At 51.0% G+C, this 20,460-nt stretch carries 8 protein-coding genes and 1 pseudogene; 5 read left to right on the top strand and 4 right to left on the bottom strand.

Features of this window, described 5'->3' with window-relative positions:
* Window positions 1-2: 2 nt before the first annotated feature.
* The 3 genes and pseudogenes from MRY86_RS08360 to MRY86_RS27155 all read right to left on the bottom strand — a co-directional run.
* Window positions 3-4,202, bottom strand: coding sequence for a S8 family serine peptidase (locus MRY86_RS08360; RefSeq protein WP_293565563.1), 4,200 nt, complete (start codon window positions 4,200-4,202; stop codon window positions 3-5).
* 34 nt (window positions 4,203-4,236) lie between these two features.
* Window positions 4,237-6,324 (bottom strand): GEVED domain-containing protein, encoded by a 2,088-nt coding sequence (locus MRY86_RS08355; protein WP_293565565.1) that lies wholly within the window; start codon window positions 6,322-6,324, stop codon window positions 4,237-4,239.
* A gap of 1,053 nt (window positions 6,325-7,377) precedes the next feature.
* Window positions 7,378-7,911, bottom strand: a pseudogene (locus MRY86_RS27155) (trypsin-like serine protease); the annotation flags it as partial.
* A gap of 295 nt (window positions 7,912-8,206) precedes the next feature.
* Here MRY86_RS27155 and MRY86_RS08350 point away from each other — a divergent pair.
* From MRY86_RS08350 to MRY86_RS08330, 5 genes are all read left to right on the top strand, one after another.
* Entirely contained in the window at window positions 8,207-9,565 is a 1,359-nt protein-coding gene (locus MRY86_RS08350; protein ID WP_293571256.1) for a hypothetical protein, read from the top strand.
* A gap of 352 nt (window positions 9,566-9,917) precedes the next feature.
* Window positions 9,918-10,829: a methyltransferase domain-containing protein gene (locus tag MRY86_RS08345; RefSeq protein ID WP_293566812.1), complete on the top strand. Its 912-nt coding sequence runs from the start codon at window positions 9,918-9,920 to the stop codon at window positions 10,827-10,829.
* Between the two features lie 32 nt (window positions 10,830-10,861).
* Window positions 10,862-11,698: a methyltransferase domain-containing protein gene (locus MRY86_RS08340; protein WP_293566813.1), complete on the top strand. Its 837-nt coding sequence runs from the start codon at window positions 10,862-10,864 to the stop codon at window positions 11,696-11,698.
* A gap of 4 nt (window positions 11,699-11,702) precedes the next feature.
* Window positions 11,703-12,590, top strand: coding sequence for a homogentisate phytyltransferase (locus tag MRY86_RS08335; RefSeq protein WP_293566814.1), 888 nt, complete (start codon window positions 11,703-11,705; stop codon window positions 12,588-12,590).
* A gap of 89 nt (window positions 12,591-12,679) precedes the next feature.
* Window positions 12,680-14,566 (top strand): glycosyl hydrolase, encoded by a 1,887-nt coding sequence (locus MRY86_RS08330; RefSeq protein WP_293566815.1) that lies wholly within the window; start codon window positions 12,680-12,682, stop codon window positions 14,564-14,566.
* A 35-nt stretch (window positions 14,567-14,601) separates the two neighbouring features.
* Here the strand turns inward: MRY86_RS08330 and MRY86_RS08325 are convergent, their stop codons facing one another.
* Window positions 14,602-20,451, bottom strand: coding sequence for a reprolysin-like metallopeptidase (locus tag MRY86_RS08325; protein WP_293566816.1), 5,850 nt, complete (start codon window positions 20,449-20,451; stop codon window positions 14,602-14,604).
* Window positions 20,452-20,460: the final 9 nt, after the last annotated feature.

Raw genomic sequence — 20,460 nt, 5'->3', positions numbered from 1 at the left:
ACTTATCGCTGTAGAATAACCGGGAGGGATTCAATCCTCGCACCATTATGAATCAAACTAATGGTGTACAACCCTTCTGCTGCTGAAGCGCAGGCCCATGTAGTTTGGTAGGTCCCCCCTGAGGCATGCAGCAATTGCTGTTGATGTATGGTCCGCCCCAGGGCATCCCGAATCAAAATCAGTGCCTCACCACCATCTGATAGTGCATACTTTAGGTTAAGTATTTCTGAAAAGGGCACTGGGGACGCAGTCAAAGCTCGTTGAGAGGGGAAGCTTGAGAATTGGAAAGACAACCGGTGGGGCAAACGGTCACTGTAAAAGATATGCACGGTATCCGCCATCTGTTGGCCGAAGCGGAAATACAAATGCTCTCCTTCCGGAATGCCATCACCGGAATCTATGGACAGGTCCTCACCATAAAACGGTTTGGGCTTAATCAAGCCGTCCTCCTGAACCCGCAATACACCAACCTGTTGCTGTTTTTCATTAAGCACTTCAATAACCGACCCAGCCGGTGCATTGGTTGTACCCCAAAGGAAGGAATAATTAAGGTTCGGACGCTGCCCGGCACCCCGGATATCAACTGATTGAAGTGAGCCAGTATTCTGTAGCCTGAGCCAATACCCAAGGCTATTGCGCATTTCCTGTAAACCATTAAAAATTGGATTGGCTTCGGGGTCATAATAGATGTAGTTCCCATCAAAGCCTGTTGCAATTATCAATTGCCCTTCAGTAATAAACCCGTTAAGGTAATCTTGCGGGGCACGTGTGTCCTGTGGCAAATAAGCTACCAGATTCCAACCGTCTTGCATTGGCTTAAAGTAGGTATCCGGAATAAGTTGCCCGGGTATGCGCAGGGTATCTTCCTGAGTAACCCTTACCCAATACCCAAAACCTCTTGTCCAATGGGTAAGCGTGCTAAACTGGGCCAAAGAGGGATCATAAAATATAGCATCCTGATCAAAACCGGTAACATATTCAAGATTGCCAGGCAGCAATCCGCTGAACAAACTGACGACACTACTGTCTGTAGGTACCACATCTGTGGAAACCAGATTCCATCCTGCCCGCAGGGGTATGATATCTATAAAAGAGCGCTCGAAGTTATAAATAGCATCCGGGTTGCTGTATGCAGGCATGGGAGCCCCGTTCGTATTTACCCATTCTGTAAAAAGGGTAGCAGCTCCGGTGAACGGGTAATCCAGAACTTCATCTTCGCTGGCGTCCCATAGATGAAGAGTAAAGGCTTCGCCCGCACCAACCCCTTCATCTTCAGGAGTCTGTACATCATCTGCATAAATCACCATATTGATGTAAGCAATACCCTGACTGAGAATGACCTGACTGCTACCAGCCACATTACCATCTTGATCAAAGGCGGCAACCCAGTCTGCTGCATTCGCAGGCAGCCCTTCTACCTGAACCTGCGCAATAAAGGTGCCAGCCTGATTGGTTGGCGTAGGCTCACCCCATGGCGGCATAGTGCCCGTCGTCGGCTCAGGCAGTTGCTCAACATTGATTACAAAGCTGTTTCCACCAGACATCAATGTAATCGTGCCAAACCGGTTCTGCCCGGTGGAATTATCAGATGCAGCCGAAATAGTGAGTGCGAGCGGGCCGGTACCTGCATATTGACTGGGCTCTATCCAGGAGTCGCTAGGCTGAGCCGTCCAAAAAGCACTGCTGCCAACTACAACATTACCTTGTGCTGTACTACCCTGAGCCCAGTCCAGGGTAATATTGGGTGGTGTAAAGCTGATCCCACTACCACCATTCTGACCATTTTGAGTGACATTTAAAGTCGTACTGATGCCACAGCCTGACACAGTAACAGAAGCGGTCCTGGGGTTGGGATGAACATTAGCTGTAGCCATCACCGTAATGCTGGCGTCTCCACTTCCAGATGCCGGCTGCACCTGCAACCATGAGGGGACATTAGAGAAGGACCAATCGTTGCAATTGGTAGACAAGGCAACCGCCAGGCTGCCGCCTGCCGGTAGGAAACTTAGCTGACCGGGAGATAAGGTTATACTTGCAGGAGCACCGATTAGCACCGTATAATCTTCCGTCTCACCGCTATGTACCGCGCAGGGCCCTGTGTCCGATTCCTGGCTAACAGTAATACGCATACGGGTGTCTCCACTGATTGCGGTAGTTGGAATCGAAATACTGCCATTGTAAACTGCATCTTGAACCGGGCCGCTGCTAAGCATGAGTTCACCGGGCGACTCAAATACCTGGTTTTGGTTTAAATCTATCCAAACATACCAATACACCGGCAGGAAGGCACCATCACCATTGGCAGCAAGCGTTAGGTTGACGTTTTGCCCGGGGTCCAGGCTTACGGGAACTTCGTTTGTGAAATCCGCATACCCATAATCATGACCTGAGTCTTTTAGTTGTCCATTCAATTGCCTGCTCTGAATGAATACCTGATTGGAGGCACTGCCCGAACCACTGCCTCCGGAAATTAACAGGCTAAAATCTTGGTTACCGCCTTGCAGTTGACCGCTGTGGAAAACCTGTACTTGATAGGAGCCTGAGTTTGTAGCAGGCAAATATACCTGTTCTACATTGTCTACATTATTGGGCTGATTGGTCTGAGCAGGTGCTCCGGGCTGGGGAATAGTGTAAGGGAAATAAGTAGTTCCATTGTGCACGATCCGAAGCTCCAGGTCATTTACCAGTGCTTGCGGGCACCCTGACGAAGAGCAGGATGGTCCCGGGGGGTCAGTCCAAACCAGCGTTACCCGGATCGGTCCACCTTCACTATCGATATTTTGAGAGAATGTGCCATTGGTATTGAGTGTTTCCTCAATGGTTGTTGCACCATCATTATCGAGGCTGCTGAGTATGAAATCTGCCGCTTTCCTAGCGTTCAGCACTCCCCAACCATAAGCCATATCGGGCCCTGGCGCAGGGCCCGCCTCATCAGCAGTGTGAATGGCAAGCGCCTTTAGCGTTGCAGAGCGCATAAAGCTACCCGTCTCCCTTGCATGAAGCTCTTGCAACAGTAATAAACTCCCTGATACGTTCGGAGCCGACATAGAGGTTCCATTAAAGGAGCTATAATCGGTATCTGAAGCTGCAGTAGAAGAATACAGCCCTACTCCATTGCCTACAATATCCGGCTTAATGCGACCGTCATCGGCCCCACCCCAACTGCTGAAAGAAGACATACTTACGTCCATGCTATTGGTATATCCACCTGGCAAATCATTGATTGCACCTACTGTAAGGATATTTTTAGCTACACCGCCCTCAGGTATACAGTCATATCCATCCGCTCCACCATCATCTTCCCGAAATGCACTGCTGCTGACCCAACTACCCAAATTGTTTCTAACGAAATACTCTCCCGAGGAAGGCCCGGTATCATTTCGGTCATTACCGGCTGACTTAACAATTAGATAGTAAGGAGCATTATAAGCAACTTGATCCCATCCAAGAGGCCTACTTGTATAACGACCAAAACGATCATCTTCGGTATCGTTAAAATCACCAAACCAATAATATCCTGTACCTAGACTCGCTACAAATTCTCCGTAGTACCAGCCCGTAATCTGACCATATGAATGATTGGATATGAGCAGGTTATCGTTTGAGGCAGCTGATGCCATTTCGGAATTATCAAAAAGCGAGGTATAGGCATGTAGCAAAGCCTGATTAGCCATTCCTCTGGCACTGGGCTCTACTCCTGCTCCAATCATCGTACCTGCGACATGGGTGGCATGATCATCGGCGGAGGTACTATTCTTTAGAATTATCCTTCCCTCTAATTCCTGATGTGAAACTAATGGCACCTCACCAGCCTCCCAAATACCTGCAAACATCCCATCACCGTTCAGGTTATAACTCCCCCCCCAAAGCTGATCAGTAGAAGTTGTGGCGCCGGCAATAAGATTGCTGTTATTAGCCGTATAAATAAGTTTTCCTGCCTCATCAATATCGGTTACCTGCCAGCCTTCGCCCCGGGTTTTCACACCTGCCCGCTCCAGAGAATCCAGAATGATCTGTAAACGGGCATTTTCCTGCCTTTGCTCCTGAATAATTTGTTGTAACCGCTCATGGTTAGTCGCTTTTTGGACTTCTTCATAGGCTTTCTCGAAACGATTGGAAAGCCTAGGCTCTTCTGCTTGCCCCTGAGCCAGGCACGGTAAAAAAAGGACCGCCAGCATGCCGAATACTATATTATTTTTCATCGTTTCCGATCTTTTGAATAGTTCTTTAAGAGGATTAATCCAGTACCTGCAGGCTGCGCATACCGTAACTGTCGCAATAGGGACCGCACCCTTCGGTCTGAAAGGTATAAGGTACTGAGAACGTATTGCCACAATTGGCCATCACCCTGAATTCATAAAATTCACAGGGGGCAAAGCCTGACAGTTCCACCTGTGTAGTAGCCACTGTGAAAGATTCCCAGGTGTTACTGCCCAAAAGCCTCACTTCAAGCGAGTAGGCGGTGGCCCCATTGACCGCTTCCCAGGATACCGTTGCCCGGGTAGGCTGCAAGGTGTTTGCAGACAGGGCCTGTGGCGTACCACATATTTGATTGCCTTGTTGTGTGACGGTAAGGGTTGCCGTACCGCCGCTACTGCCAGTGAGGGTTACTGTACCACTGCGGCTATTATTGTTGGTATTGGGGTTGCACTGTACTGTAATGGCACCGTTTCCTGTACCGCTTGTCATAGGTATCTGAAACCAACTTACTCCGGGAGAACCGACTACCCAGTCCTGATTGGAGGTCACGTTTACGGATGCGCTTCCACCGTTTGCTCCAAAATTCAGCACTGCCGGACTAATTTCCAATAGAGGATCGGCCGGTTGCTGAGTGACTTGCACCTGCCTGACAATAAGCCCATCAGTGGTGGCAATTGTGATGTTTGCAGTACGGGGTACCAGTCCGGTATAAGGACTACAATCCACATTCAAAGTGCTACTGCCGGAGCCATTGGGGGAATTCACTATGATCCAGGCAGTATCGTCCACTACAGTCCAGGATGTATTGGAGCTGACCATCAAACTGGAAGAACCACCAGATGCCGGAAAGGATAAATTAGGCGGGGAAACATTTAAGAACAAGTTAGGGGCCAAAAGATTGACGGAATAATCTTCCACATCCAGCCAGCTGCCGGTTTCACATGGCGCCGGATAGGCATCGCGCCCCATTGACACCCGCATCCGGGCTGGGCCCGTAGCTGAAGCTGAAGGCACGGTAAAGCTTCCGGTGGTAATGCCATTGCTGGGTCCGGTAGCCGAAAACACCTGCTCACCAGCATCCGCAAAGTCATTGTCATTATTGAAATCCACCCAAACACTCCAATAAATACTTGCAGGTGCTATATCCGTCTCTGCAGTAAGGTTGAGGGTGTAACTGTCGCCTTTAGTGAGATTTGCACTGATGTTTGTGTAGTCCGTGTAGCCATATCCATTTGCTGAAGTATTTGCAAGACTAGCCACATTGACACCGGAAATCCAATGATCCCAGGAAAGCCCATAGCTGTAACAGTAACTATCCCCACAGCCCTGTGTTGTTGCAGTGATGGTGTTACTGAAACCACTATTACTATTACTGCAATTGGTCAAAACCTGAAATTCGTAGGTCGTACAGGGCTCGCAATTGGCCCAAATGGCGGAGGAGCTGGCAACTGTACCTTCCACCCAGGTAGTTGTACCCTGTTTGCGCCTGCGTATGATGTAGTCTTCTGCATCAGAAACCTCGTCCCAATCGAGCACCGCGTGAGAAACCCCTACAGACTCCACTACGAAATTATCTGGTAGTGGACAGGGAGGCGTTATGATAGTTACGCTGTAATCTTCCACATCTTTATCTCCATTTGTGGTGCACAGCGTAGGATACCCATCAGGGCTGACAGCAACCCTCATCCGTGTGGTACCTGTAGAGGCGCTTGCCGGGATATCGATATTGCCTGAGGCCAGGGCGGTACTGCTACCAGTAACAGAAAGCACTTGTTCCCCGGCATCTCCAAAGTCATTATCGTTATTGAAATCAATCCAAACTCTCCAGTACAGAGTGGTCGACGCTACATCTGTACCCGGATTTAACCCAATGTTGTAGCCTCCTCCTTGCTCTACAGTGGCGTTCAGATTCGTAAAGTTGGTATAGCCGTATCCGTTGGAAGAACTATTGTTGAGGTCTGAAAAGGTAACACCTTCGATCCATTGGTCCCAAGAAAGCCCATAGGTGTAGCAGTATGGATCACCGCAGCCCGTTGTAATAGCAACAATGGTGTTACTAAAATCACTAAAATCACTGCCACACTGCGCCCTTACCTGGAACTCGTAGGTACTGCATGGCGTCATCCCTCCCCAGTTTACAGCAGTATTAGAAAATATATTACTGCTTAGGTTCCAGGTAGAATTACCAAGTAGCCGGAATCGGGTTTGATACCCTGTAGCTCCTTGCACTGGATCCCAGCTCAGTGATACGTGAGCATATCCAGTACTAGTAGCATTCAAACCTGCTGGCGCAAGGCATGGTGGGGGTGTAACAGTAATAGGCATCAGATAATACTCAGGGCTCGTGTTATTGCTGTTATCAGCGTCAGAATTAGCTATCCTGATACCAATAAAATAGTTGCCAGGGGGGGTATTGCTCGGGACCTGAATGCTATTCGGCGTAAAGTTTACCTCTTGTGTACCTCTTGCCGGAAGGTTGAAGCCTGAGACGCTACCGCTAAAAATTTCAGTATCTGAAGTTGAAATGATTTCATTGTCAGAGAGATAAACTTCTAATTGCAGGTTTCCAGAAAAAGCAGCTACTGAATAATTATGTATCAATACCGAGAGCGCTGAAAGTGAATTGCCTGCGGGTATGCTACCCGGGGCCCCAAATAATGTTAGGGGCAATAAATCAGGAGTACTAGATATATGGTCTGCAATAGTGTTATTAATCCAGTTAACTTTGCCTTGTGTTAAACGAGTATGACCTGTAGCTGGTATAGAAGAATTAATAAAAGGGGCTGCATTATGTGTTAGCACAGCATGCGTCCGTCGGTCGTTATTGGCTATATGATAGGAATTGCTGCCACTTTGACCAGGATATCCTAAATTGTAATGGACAACGATCTCATTGAAAGTAAGGTCATAATCGCCGTACCAATAATACATGAATTCACCATCGTAGGGTGGGTCCGCAGGATAACCGGGGTTATGAAAAGTATTATTCAGGAAAAAATTGTTATTGCTATTTTGGTCATAGCCATACCAGCCTGCTATACCACCTATGTGCCTATCTAATTCGATGACACTCAGATCAAAACTAAAATCTTGGTTTACAGTCCAACCTGTTAGGGACGTGAGTGAAGCTGAAATCCCACCCCCGAAGACAGCTTGTTGATTCTGGTATCCAGGGTACACAAATATTTGATCGGCCCATCCTCCATTGGTGTGGCTGTAAACACAATGGCCTGCAGAGAGCACGTGTTTAGGATCAATGAGCGCTCCTGAGCAAACACCGATCTGCCCATTAGGCCATTCAATAAACAGTTTTACACTCGCACTCCAAGGGTATTCATTGGTATTGGTCACCAAGCTGAGATTAGTGAAAGTTAGTAGCTCCTCAGCATCTGGAATATCATTACCCGGGTAAGCCCAATCAGGCAGCTCAACTCCCGGGGAGCCTACTGATGGCAAAGGGGACAAATCTTCGGACAAATCGTAAGTAGAAACGGATTGTGTAGCTACATCAAACCTGGTGACTTGGTTGGGCTGATTGTCTACCGGAGGAGCCCACTTTGGTAAAGGTATTGGTTTTGCATTTTCGAATAACTGCAATGGGGACTCCAATTGAGGCGACCCTTGACCATATGTTTGCTGTGCAGACAAAAACAACAATGCAAATATTAAGGCTGTTTGAGGCAAAGCGTAATCAACTACGATTCGTTTCATAGAATTTGGTTTTTAAGTAGCCCTGGAAAGGCTAACGCAAAGTGAGTCAAATCAGCTGGCGAATAGAAAAAGGACGCAGGGTGAAAAGCACCTCAAAAAACAATAGAAAGCGGCTTACTTCATGACCGGAATTTCGATGCACAAAAAAGATGATTCTGCATGAAAATTAGCCGCCTCCGCTTGGAGCCTCTACCAGTGAAAATCCATATATTCACGATGTCAATATCAAACAATACCCCGAAACGCAACCTAACCTCCCCTTTGCAATTGCGTTTTGCAAACTTTTTGCAAACAAATGAGCACAAAAGCCAAATTCTGGATTGATGTAGCCCAACACATTACCAATGATACCGGTGGAGAACCGCCTGAAAAATGGACAAAGTCAGAGATCGATCCTTTTCTAAAATACTTCCATCAGCAATTGCAAAAGCGTTGTGCTGAAGACCTCGCCCTAATCGCGGCCTGTGGTTGGCAACATCCTAAAAACGGGGCAATACCCGATGGGTCTACCATTTCCTATGATTCTTTTAGGCGAATCTTCATTACCAGAGAGAGCCAGGGCAACCGCACTACCCGCAACATGTTTGCCATTTACATGGGTTACCAGTCCTACGATGATTATGGCAAATTCACTCATGCTGAAGCTGGCACCTCCGAAGCCCCTGCCAATCAGGAGGTTGCAGAAGAAAAAGCCGAAAATGCAGAGGAAAGGCCCGTTCCGGTAGCTGCCCCCCTCAAAAACGCTTCCTTTAAAGCTGTAATCTTTGCCGTTTGTACTGTTCTTGCGACCGGTTTTCTTCTCTTCAAGAGTATATCTGCCTCAACTCCTTCCCTCCCAAAAACCTTACTCCTTTTTAGAAATGATAACGGAATTGCAGTAATGCCTCCAGAAGGAGACTTACCCATTCAGGTTATCTCCAACAGAAGGTACCTCACTGGTATGGACTATGACTACAAAAACCAGCTGCTTTTCTGGGCCAATTCCAATTCCAGCGAGTCTTATCTGGGGATTTCCTGTGCCCGGTTGAACATGACCAACTCACAAATTATCCCCGGCAGCCTAAAGGACCAGCACATTAAAGAGGTAAAATACCCCGCAGGCATTGCCCTATACCCAGACAAAGAGATGCTATTCTGTGCTGATTATGGCGATTCTACCATTAAGGTCTTTAACTACGAGGGACAACTCCTTGACTCCGCCTTTGGAAACCGTTTGCCAGGCAAGCCTTCTTCTGTAGAGCTGGATATTGCAAACCAGAAACTTTACTGGACGGATGTGTCCAATCATAAAATTGGAAGAATAGACTTGCTTACCCTCCAGGTAGACCCCGACTTTATTTCCGATGCCGGGCTTTACCCGGATGGGCTATCTGTTGACAGCATCCATAACCAGCTTTTTTGGGCCAGCCCAAAGTCCCGGCAAATCGGCGTTGCCGACCTTGATGCCCGAAAATTTAAATTAATAACCGTAGATGCCCCCATTGCTGCCGTAGAGGTCAATCCGGCAGATAGCCTGCTTTACTGTTCTCTGCTTGGATCAGATGTTATAAGAAAAGGGCTCGTCACCCCTGACAGCGTTGTTTTTGATGCACGAATCCCGCCTATATATACACATGGCAGTCGGCCAAGCGTTCTTAAAATCGCATTGGAATAACCGTTCTTTAACAAAGCCCCAAACTCTACAGCATAGGGAGCTAAAATATATACGCTTAACATAGTGGTCACCTACTGGCGCTGACGGTCAGCACGAGGGAACGATGAATGTAGGGTCAATGATCCAGACATTCATCGTCTGGAATTTTGGACTAGCGACATCGTCCCGTGACAAAGCGTAGCTTGTCAGGACAGAAGCAGGTCACTTTCCAGCGTTTATACCGACGATTAAGTGGTTTACCACAGCAAACTACTTTATCGTCGGTATAATCCATTTTCAAGCTGTAGGTTAGCATTAATGTCTTATATTGACGATGCTCGCCAGCAGTATCTGGCGTTAATCTTTCAGCATTATGAGATTAGTACAACACAAGCAGGAAGCGTATTGGTTTTACCGCTTTCTATCCATCTTTTACGACAAAATTGTCAATCCGCTCTTTTGGACAGTCCCTATGCGGGACAAGGCGCTGCAGCTCGGGCAATTGCAGGAAGCCGGCATTAAAGTTGTGGATGTAGGGTCGGGCACGGGCTTTAACACAGAAGGGATTGTAAAGATCGTCCCTCCCCAACAGGTCACCTGTGTGGATCAAAGCCCGCACCAAATGTCAAAGGCGAAAGCCAAGCCTGAACTACAGGGCTGCACCTTCCTTCAGGGGGATGCCGAAAATCTTCCACTGCCTTCCAACAGCTTCGACCGCTATGTCTCGGCGGGGAGTATCGAATACTGGCCAGACCCCGCCAAAGGCATACGCGAAGCCTACCGGGTAGTGAAGCCTGGCGGGCTGGCACTGATGATTGGCCCTTTGGAACCGGCTAATCCCGTGGGGCGGTTTATCGCAGAACTCTGGATGCTCTTTCCCAAAGAAGAAGAATACTGGCAATGGTTCCGGGAGGCAGGCTTTGAGGACCTGCAAGTCTGCTATGTCAAGCCGCAGTGGGTGGATGGCAAAGGGAAATACGGCATTGCACTGGCTGGCCGCAAACCGCTGACCGATACTACGGAGCAGCCCCCTGCCCCTGTAGCTCAAACTGAGCCTGAGAAAATGGGCCTGGGCAGGCGTTTGCTCATGATCTTCAGGGTACTGATTGGGTCGCTGGCCGGGTTCCTGTTTATACCCGCCGCCCTGCTTGGCTACGTCCGCATGGCTTTTACCGATCAGTCGCATATACCAGAGGCTGAGCGGGAGCGCCTCAACCGGCACCAAATTGTAGCACTGCTCATTACGGCCGTGCTGATCCTCCTGCTCATTGCTTTGTTTCGTTAAAACCATTGATTCATCCCCTAAAATTACAGTCCGTGCTCAATGACAAGATCGCTCATTTTTACGACCGCTCCACTCAGGTATGGCTGGATACCTGGGGGGAGCATATGCATCATGGCTACTATGGCGATGGGGCTTCCGATAAAGACCACCGGCAGGCACAGCTTGACCTGGTCAGTGTGATGTTGGAATGGGGCAGTGTCAGGCAGGCCAGCCGGATTCTCGATGCCGGCTGCGGCGTAGGCGGCAGCTCCCGGTATTTAGCAGAAAAACTACAGGCAACGTATGTCTTGGGCTGCACCCTAAGCACCGTACAGGCAGAACGCGGCACCGCCTACAACCGGGAAGCAGGCCTGAGTAATATTGTAAATACCGAAGCCCGGGATATGATGTTGCTCCGCCCTGAAGATGGCCCGTTTGACCTGGTTTGGTCGATGGAAAGTGCAGAGCATATTGAGGACAAAGCCAAAATGCTACAGTTATTTTATAACTTATTGGCACCCGGAGGCAAACTCCTCATGGCAACCTGGTGCCACCGCGAAACTCCACCGCCTCTAACCTCAAAGGACGAACAGATCCTCAACCGTATCCGGCATTTGTACCACCTTCCGCCCCTGGCTCCGCTGTCCAGGCTGTGTCAGGATGCAGAAAAAGCGGGTTTCACCAGTCTGCAAACGGATGACTGGAGTGCTCAGGTAGCTCCCTTCTGGCAGGCGGTGATCCAGTCTGCCCTGAAACTAAAAAGCCTCAAAGGGTTACTCAAAGCTGGGCTGCCTACCATCCGCGGGGCGCTGGCCATGCGGTATATGACCCGGGGGTTCAGGCATGGTACCATTTGCTTCGGGGTTTTGCAAGCTCAAAAACCGGTATAGCCTCATGATGGACTTCATCCGCTTCAGCCGGCCACATACGATTATTGGTACAAGCCTGAGCGTGCTGGCACTTTTTGTCCTTGCCCTCAGCTACGCTGGCAAAGATACAGGAGACTGGCACACCTTCCTTACCGCCTGGATCAGCTGCCTGGGTGCCAATATTTTTATCGTTGGGCTCAATCAGCTGACCGATATCGAAATCGACCGCATCAATAAGCCTTACCTGCCGCTCGCATCGGGTGCTTACACTGTCCGTACCGGACAAGCCATTATTGGTATTGCACTATTTATTGCGCTTGCCCTTGCTGTGTACGGAGGTCCTTTTTTGATGTGGACCGTTGGGCTGAGCCTGCTGCTGGGCATCGCCTATTCCCTGCCCCCGCTCCGATTGAAGCGGTTTCACTTCTGGGCAGCCTTCTGCATTATTGCGGTGCGCGGGCTGATCGTCAATTTGCTTCTGTTCCTCCACTTTTACAATCAACTGAGCGGAGAGACCGCGCTTCCGCCCATCATTATCTGGCTCACGGTTGCCATTTTCATTTACGGGCTCATTATCGCCTGGTTTAAGGACATGCCGGATACGGCAGGAGATGAGGCCTACCGTATTCAGACATTATCGATCAAAGTCGGCCTCCGGCGCGTTTTTTGGATTGGCAACAGCCTCCTGGGCGGTTTATTTCTCCTGCTGGCCACCCTTCCTCTATGGGCTGACCTTCAGGTACATCATTTGCTCTTTGGCCTGGGGCACCTTAGCCTGTTATTGGGTTTTCTCCTCCTGGCCAGCCGGGTAGACCTCTCGGAAAAAGCGTCCATCATGCGCTACTATCAGGCCGTGTGGGGGCTGTTCTTTTTAGAATATGGCTTGTTCGCCACCGCCGGGTGGCTAGCCTGATACAATTTATCGACCCTACTATGAAAAGTTATTTCTTTCCTCTGCTTTTGATTTTAGCTGGATGCCAGGTTCCCAATACTTCTAAGGAAATGCATGCCGACAACGCCCGACCCTGGACCAGATGGTGGTGGTTTGCCAGCGAAATACAGGAAGCCCAGATTGACCGCGACCTGGAATGGTTGAAGGCCAATCACTTCGGGGGTGTGGAAGTGGCCTGGATTTACCCCTTCAACCGGCGGGACACCGTCGCTACGCCCCGCCAGGAATGGCTTTCGCCTGAATGGTCGGAAAAGGTCAGGTACGCCAAACTAAAAGCGGATAGCCTGGGCCTCGGATTTGATGTAACCTTTGGCACCCTCTGGCCCTTTGGCGATACGCAGGTGCCACGGGAGGAAGCCACTATGCTGCTCAACGACAGTAGTTTCCGGCAGGTACTCCGCCTGCATTGGGAGCATCCCCGGAAAGGGCTGGTTGTGGACCACCTGAATGAGCAGGCGCTTAGAAACTATGCTGAGCGGATGGGTAAAGCCCTCAAGCCCGCCCTGCAATCGGGCACCCAAAGCGGCATTTTTGTGGACTCCTGGGAGGTGGAGCAACGCTATCTGGGCACCACTGGGTTCATGGAAGACTTTCGCGCCATTTATGGGTATGACCTGGAGCCTTATTTAGACAGCCTGTATGTCTCCAGGTTACCTTATCAGCATGTGCTATACGACTATCAGCGGCTCATTTCCCAACTGGTCATTGATGAGTTTTACCGCCCTTTCAGTGCTATTGCGCATGAGTTAGGAGCCTACAGCCGCGCACAGTGCGCTGGTGCCCCCTGTGATATCCTCCAGGCTTATGCCTCGGTAGATGTGCCGGAAAGTGAAGCCCTGCTCTACGAGCCTTACTATTCCAATATCCCTGCCGCTGCTGCTGCCTGGACTGGCCGGCCCAAAGTGACCGCTGAGGCCTTCACCTGCCTTTATGGCTGGCCGGCCGACTGGATGAAACGCGAACAAACAGCAGACCTGAAGCTGCTGGCAGATGCCCTTTTTGCCAACGGGGTCAATCAGGTCATCTGGCATGGCAAAGCAATGGGCCGTACCGAAAAGGATACTTTTTTTGCAAGCGTGCACCTTGGCCCATCCGGTAATCTGGCACGGGAGCTTCCGGTATTCAATCAATACCTCACTAAGGTTAGCCAAGCGCTTCAGCAGGGGCATACCTACAGTAAAGTCGCCGTCTACCTGCCACTGGAAGATCAATGGATTAAAGGGGAAATGCCAAAAGAAAAACAATACATATGGGCCTGGAGCCACAATGAGCACCGCTACCTGCAGTTGCCGCAATTTTTGCAGCCTTACCACCCACTCTGGATTAATGCCAACCTGCTAAAGGAAGCCAATGTAAATGATGGGAAACTTCAATCCGGTCAAACTGAAGTGGAAACATTGTATGTGGATGCCAACTACCTGGATACGGCCTCACTCAAAGCATTTATACGAGCCGCACAGTCGGACCTGAAAATAGTCATGCAACAGGTGCCCCAACCGCCCGGCCTAAACACAGATACGGTGGGTTACCAAAAACTGGTGGACACCCTCCTGCAATTGCCTTCGGTTTACCGCCGTTGGGAATCCATAAGTACAGGAATTTCGCCGGTTGTGACCGGTGCAGACCTGCCGGAATACTGGTGCCGGGAATCAGGAACAGGGTTGACGTGCTTCTTTGCCCACCCAAAAACCAAAACGGTAAGTTTTCCGATGGGCTACGGTCAGTCTCTTATGGAAAACGGTGTTTCACGCCCGGTGAAAATCCATTACAATGGTCATGAGGTGCCGGTAAAGCTTGACTTTCAGCCTTATCAGTCTATTCTGCTGCATGTAGATACCCAGGGAGCAGTTACGTTTGAAGACATCACCTTTGTGCCCGAAACCCCAAAGTTGGAAGCCCGCCCCGAAAAAGAAAAGGAGCGCTGGGAAGTTGAATAACCCAGCGCTCCTTTGATCCCTTCAATTTAATCCGCCTACCGCTTAATCACGGGCCAGGCACCGCGGGCTGTTGCCGTGCGCAACTCCACCCAATAGATGCCTGAGGGCAACTGTCCGAGCGAAAGCGGCAATTGCCACTGCTGATGCGTGACTGGCACCCGTCCCGATTGCAGCACCTGCCCCAACGGGCTTACGAGTGACCACTGCAGTTCCGGCACGTCAAAGCCGTTGCCCTCCATCATCAGAGGCCCGGTAGTAGGATTGGGCGAAAGACGTACGGCCCAGTCTGCCGGGAAGCCTCCTAAGCTGGAAACCATAACGGTGACGCTTTGCACTTCGCTCTGGCAGCCGTTGATGTCCATCACTATTACCTCGTACACGCCGTTGGGCAGGCCGGTAATGGAGGACGGGCTATCGAAGTTCGCCCCTCCGTCAATACTGTATACATAGGGTGGCGTACCACCAGAGGCTGCAATAGTAATCGCATCTTCAACGACTTCAACGGCCGCCTCAAGCAGTGCGGGCGAATCAATTTCAATAGCGATATTATAAATAAACCCTTCGCTGTCCTGAATTTCCAGATTATAAACACCAGGAGCAAGATCTGAAAATACCGAGCTGCTTCCAAAGCCTCCCTCATTGAGCTGATAGATGTAAGGAGCAACGCCACCGGTTACGCTTAACACCTGAATGGCTCCATCGCCATCGCCGGCGCAGGATGCATTTTGTACATCGACATTGGCACCAACAATGATATTGATGTTAGCATCAACCCCAACGGTACAGCCATTTGCATCCACCACAAGAGCGGTATAGTCTCCGTTGTCCAGCCCGGTGAAAACACCGGAAGGTTCAAAAGTATCCCCACCGTCTATGCTGAAGGCGTAAGGCGGCGTACCTCCTGATGCCTGCAGGGTCAGGGTATTGTCCTCCACATCAGCTGCCAGTTCCAGCACAGGTGGCGCTCCCACCACAATATCCGTTACCAGGAAGGAACTGCCGTTGGCATCGGTAACAGCTACGGTATAAGTTCCAGCCTGCAGGTTTTCAAAAATGCTGCTGTCTTGCGGATCCCCACCGTCCAGGCTGTAGGCATAGGGAGGCACACCGCCCTGCACTCCATCCACATTGATGCGCCCATCTGCCGCACCGGCACAGCTCACCTCCACTACAGATGCAGCAGCACTTGTGATGATATTGATTGTTGCCTGGCCCGCAACCGCGCAGCCATTCGCATCCTCTACCACAATGGCGTAGGTACCGTTAGGCAGACCGTTAAATGTGAAGTCATCGCCAAATGTCGCTCCGCCATCAATGCTGTAGCTGTAGGGCGGCGTACCACCCTCAGCGGATAAGATAAGATCATTAAGTGTAGCCTCTGCGGATAAGGTAAGTGGGGCCGGAGCACCAACCAATAAGCCAGCTATTTGGAACAGATTGCCATTCGCATCCGTAATCGTAAGCCCATAATCGCCTGCGGACAAGTTTTCAAACACCGGACTGTCCTGTCCAGCCCCGGTTCCCAACTGATAGGTATAAGGAGCTTCCCCTCCTTCTATGGAGACCACCGTCAGGCTGCCATCGGCTGTATTGCTGCAGGAAGCATCGGTAATACTGAATTCTGCGGCAACAATTAGGTTGATGGTGATACTACCTGCAACCGAACAGTTATTCGCATCAAGGACTTCCAGCTCGTAGGTGTCGTTGGGCAGGTCGTTGAACGCCATAGCTGTGCCAAAAGTCGCACCACCATCAATACTGTATTGATAGGGCGGTGTACCACCGGTGGCAATAAGGGTTAGGTCGTTACCGGTGAGACCGGTACTGAACTGCAGCGGATCCGGGGCACCGACTTCGATATTATCCAGCTGCAACACGCTACCGTTGGCGTCCGTAATCAGCAGGTCATAATTGCCGGCAGGTAAAGCCGTGAACTCCGGGCCCGACTGGGTGTCCCCTCCATTCAGGCTGTAGCTGTAAGGCCCTACCCCACCCTGAATATTCGTAGCGGTGATGCTGCCATCGGCGGCACCGGCACAGCTGTTGTCCGTTACCGAAAGGTCTGCACTTTGCAGCAAATTCACTTCCAGTTCAACGGAAGCCAGACACCCATTGGCATCCTCCACCACGATGCTGTAGACGGCATTGGGCAGCCCCTCGAAGGAGGACTCCGGACCGAAGGCCACACCACCATCCAGGCTATACTGATAAGGCCCCGTGCCCCCTGTAGCTTCCAAAACCAGCGTATTAACCAATAACCCTGCGGACAGCTCCAGCGGGTCGGGTTCCTGCAGGTCTACCGAAGGCAAGGTAATCTCCTGCCCGGAATCATCACTTACAACGATGGTATACACACCAGCTCCAAGCCCATCAAAAAGCGGGTTGTCCTGTGGGGTGCCTGCATTCAGGGTAAAAACATAAGGCGGCAACCCACCGGCTACGGCGACTTCAATCGCGCCATCCGTATCGCCGGTACAACGAAGTGGATTAGTTATGCTGGCCAGAGCTGATAATACAGCAGGCTCCAAAATCAGCAGTTCGAACGTCTCGCCCGGGCGCCATCCGCCTTCTGTATCCGTGAGGTCGAACATAAATTGATCGGTTGTGGCAGCGCTCCCATTGTGCTGATAGGACAGCAGCCCGTTATTGACATCTGCCTGGCTGAATACATCGCCAATGGAAAGGGCACCACTGCCACTCAGTTGCAGTGCCCCATGCTCAGGCAAAGCAGTTAGGGTATAGAAGATGTCTTCCGGAGCAAGGGCCCCCTTCTCGAAAGCCAGAAAATCAGCGGTGATGTCCTCCTGCTGTGCATAAGGGACTTCCAGTGTTTGATTGGCCAAAACTTCCGCAGGGTCTGGCACATCAGAGGGGGGGCAGGCTTCAATCGACCAGGACACCAGGTTTCCACCATCCTGATTGAAAGCATCGCTGATGGTGAGGGTCCAGGTACCGGAAGCTGATAAGCCTGCAAAAGCAGACAGTGGGTCTAGAGACTGGAAGTTGCCGGAAATACCATAGGGGCCGCTGGCCTCACACAAATTCTCTAAATCATCAGCGGTGAGCGAGGCCTCATCATCGAAACCCACCAGCATATCATCCTGAGAACACCCGAAGTCTGACCCCGGAACGCCCGGCTGATCAAACAGGGTGACGGTCGGGCCGCCTTCGTAAGATAGGGCCGCAGACAGATCGCCAAGCCAGGTGTGATTGATGGCTAAGCCTACGTTGAGGTCCTGTATCGCAAAGTCGCCATCGGTAGTCAGGGTAGTCGTAAATTCACCAGTGCCGCTGGGCGGGATTACCAAGTCAGGTTCGGCATCGGTGTACACGGTGCAATTGTTCCCAAGGGTTTGGAAACTTGACCATACCGGGGCCTGGGCTGCTCCACATTCATTAACCGGAGTTGCCCGCCAGTAGTAAACCGTGAACTCTGCTAGTCCCGCCAGTTCAAGAGTAGTATCTAAAACGGTCTCTTCGATGACCGTGCTTGCACCGAATGCCGGCGAAGTGGCGACCTCCAGCCTGTATTGATCCGCAAAAGCAGAGGCCGACCAACTCACCGTGGGATTCAAGGGCACCGATTGGGCGCCCCCAGCCGGTGTGCCAGGGATGGCCGCTACAGGAGCACCCGCGGCGAGATCCAGAATAAGTTCTATGCTCTTGCTGACAGAAGGGCTCGCCGCCACAAGGGAAAGTTCATACACGCCCGAAGCAGCATCCGCCAGATTGCTAATGGTAAGAACACTTGAGGCATCTGCCCCGACCGGATTGGCACTAAAGGTAGCTGTGGCCCCATCTGGAAGCCCGGTCACCGACAAGTCCAGCATTTCAGAAAACCCGGCCACCGGAGTGGTAAAAATCTCAAACGTAGCACTTTCGTCATTGCACAGCGCCTGAGCTGAAGGCGTGGATGCCATTAAGACCGTCGGACTGGGCGGCAACTGAATTTCGAAATCCTCATCAGAAATATCAAAGAAAATATTATCGGAAGCGACCACCTGAATCCTTGCCATGCTGGTCAGTTCGAGCGGAACGAGAATCTCCTGCTCTCCATCGTTAGGCACGCCCTGCGCAAGTAGCACCGGATAAGTGAAGCCGCCATCTTTGGACAGGTAAATGTCCACAGCGCTGCAATTCACCGGTGCACCATCGGTACCCGCTACATCCCAGGTGACGGTTTCCAGAGCGCCTACTTCCCAGACTACACTGGTATTGGGCTGTTGCACTACAAATGGGCCGGCGTCATCTGAAAAAACCAGCTCCACATCCGTAGCCTTCACACATCCACCTCCCGGAAAATTATCCCGGACGGAGCACCGGAAGCTCATGGTTCTGGAAACGGAAGGCAGTACCTCCCAGGTGTCTTGTGTATTGGCAACCACTGCATTCAAATTGGGAAAGTAGCGCACCGGATCAGGAGTTGGCGATAAAGACCGGAAAGCCGGCCCGCCTGTACTGGCAGAAACAGGAGGCATCGTTGCTATCTCATTATCCATTTGTTCCCAGCAATAGGTCAGTGCATCCCCTTCAGCATCCATCGCTTCTGCCCTGAGGAAAAAAGGCGTGGATACCGGCAGGAACAGCACCTCCTCTTCATCCGTAAGGATAGGCCCTGTATTCCCGACATCAATCAGCTCGGGGCAAGTACTACCAGCCCCAAACTCTATCGTATTGGTGACCTCCTGTATGCTAATGGCATGGAAGTGGTCGTCGCTGTTGTTTTGAACGTTAGGGCTGCAAATCCCAGCGTACCCCATAATCGTGGAGGCACTGCCAGGTTCCATGGCTGCAGCAGCCACCCGGTTACAATTGTTGTTCTGGGTATGGTTGGCGCCAAACTGATGACCAAACTCGTGGGCTACATAATCAATATAAAACGGATCGTTAATTGGTGATGGCAACCCCGTAACGCCTCGGGCCTTTCGGTTGGTGCAGATCGAAGCCAGAGAGGCCACACCACCTCCACTTGTGCTGAATACGTGCCCGACATCATAATTATCGAAGCCTACCAGGCCATCTACCACACCCTGATTTTCGCTGATTAGCGTACCGGTGCTGTTATTGGTAAAGGGATCCGTGGCCCCATCCAGGAAAATGACCTGATCCGTTTCGTCAATGAGCTCCATATGGACCGTAAAGTCCCTTTCATAAACGCCATTGACCCGGGTCATGGCCACGTTGTAGGCCGCTAGTACATCGGGCACGGTACCACCGTGAAACTGTGCATACTCCCCTGTACAGGCAATCGCAAGGCGGTAGTTGCGCAGCAAACAATCACCCAGCAGGGCGGCAGGCGGAGTATCTGAATTACCGGTAGCTTCTGTGGTTGCATCGGCATGCATCCGGCAGCTGAATTCATTGCCTGGTATGCCGTTATAGTTAGATTTGTAGTACACCTGATGGTAGCGGGTCTGCCCATCTGAGAAAACATCAATGAATACTGTACTGTGCAGCCCGGAAAGAATCATGGCGTGGAACCCCTTGTGGGTGTACCCAAAGCGGGCGTAGGCGGTGCCATCCTCCGGGCTGTAGGCCGCAAAGGAGCGCATCCCGGGATACCGGGCGGACAAGCCTTCCGCCATGACCGGTGCCTCCACTACTTTGAAGGTCCGGTTATGGCCGTTGGGCAAGGGCAACTGCAGATGCACAGCCCCTTCCGCAGCCTCCGGTGTGTGCCACATTGGGGCTTCAGACAACACGGAGATCAGCGCTTCCAGGTCCACACTAATAAGCCGGGCTTCATCAGGCTGTATCTGACGAGGGCCGCCAAGCCGCTGTGCGTCTTGCAAATGGGCTTCTTTAAACCATTGTTGTGCGGATGAGAAATGAGGGAGGGATAAGAACAGGCATAGCAATGCAAGTGGGTAGAGCGTTTTTTTCATGCTTACTTG

This window comes from Phaeodactylibacter sp. (assembly GCF_022763345.1).
GTDB lineage: Bacteria > Bacteroidota > Bacteroidia > Chitinophagales > Saprospiraceae > Phaeodactylibacter.
This window is presented reverse-complemented; position numbering and strand designations above follow the sequence as displayed.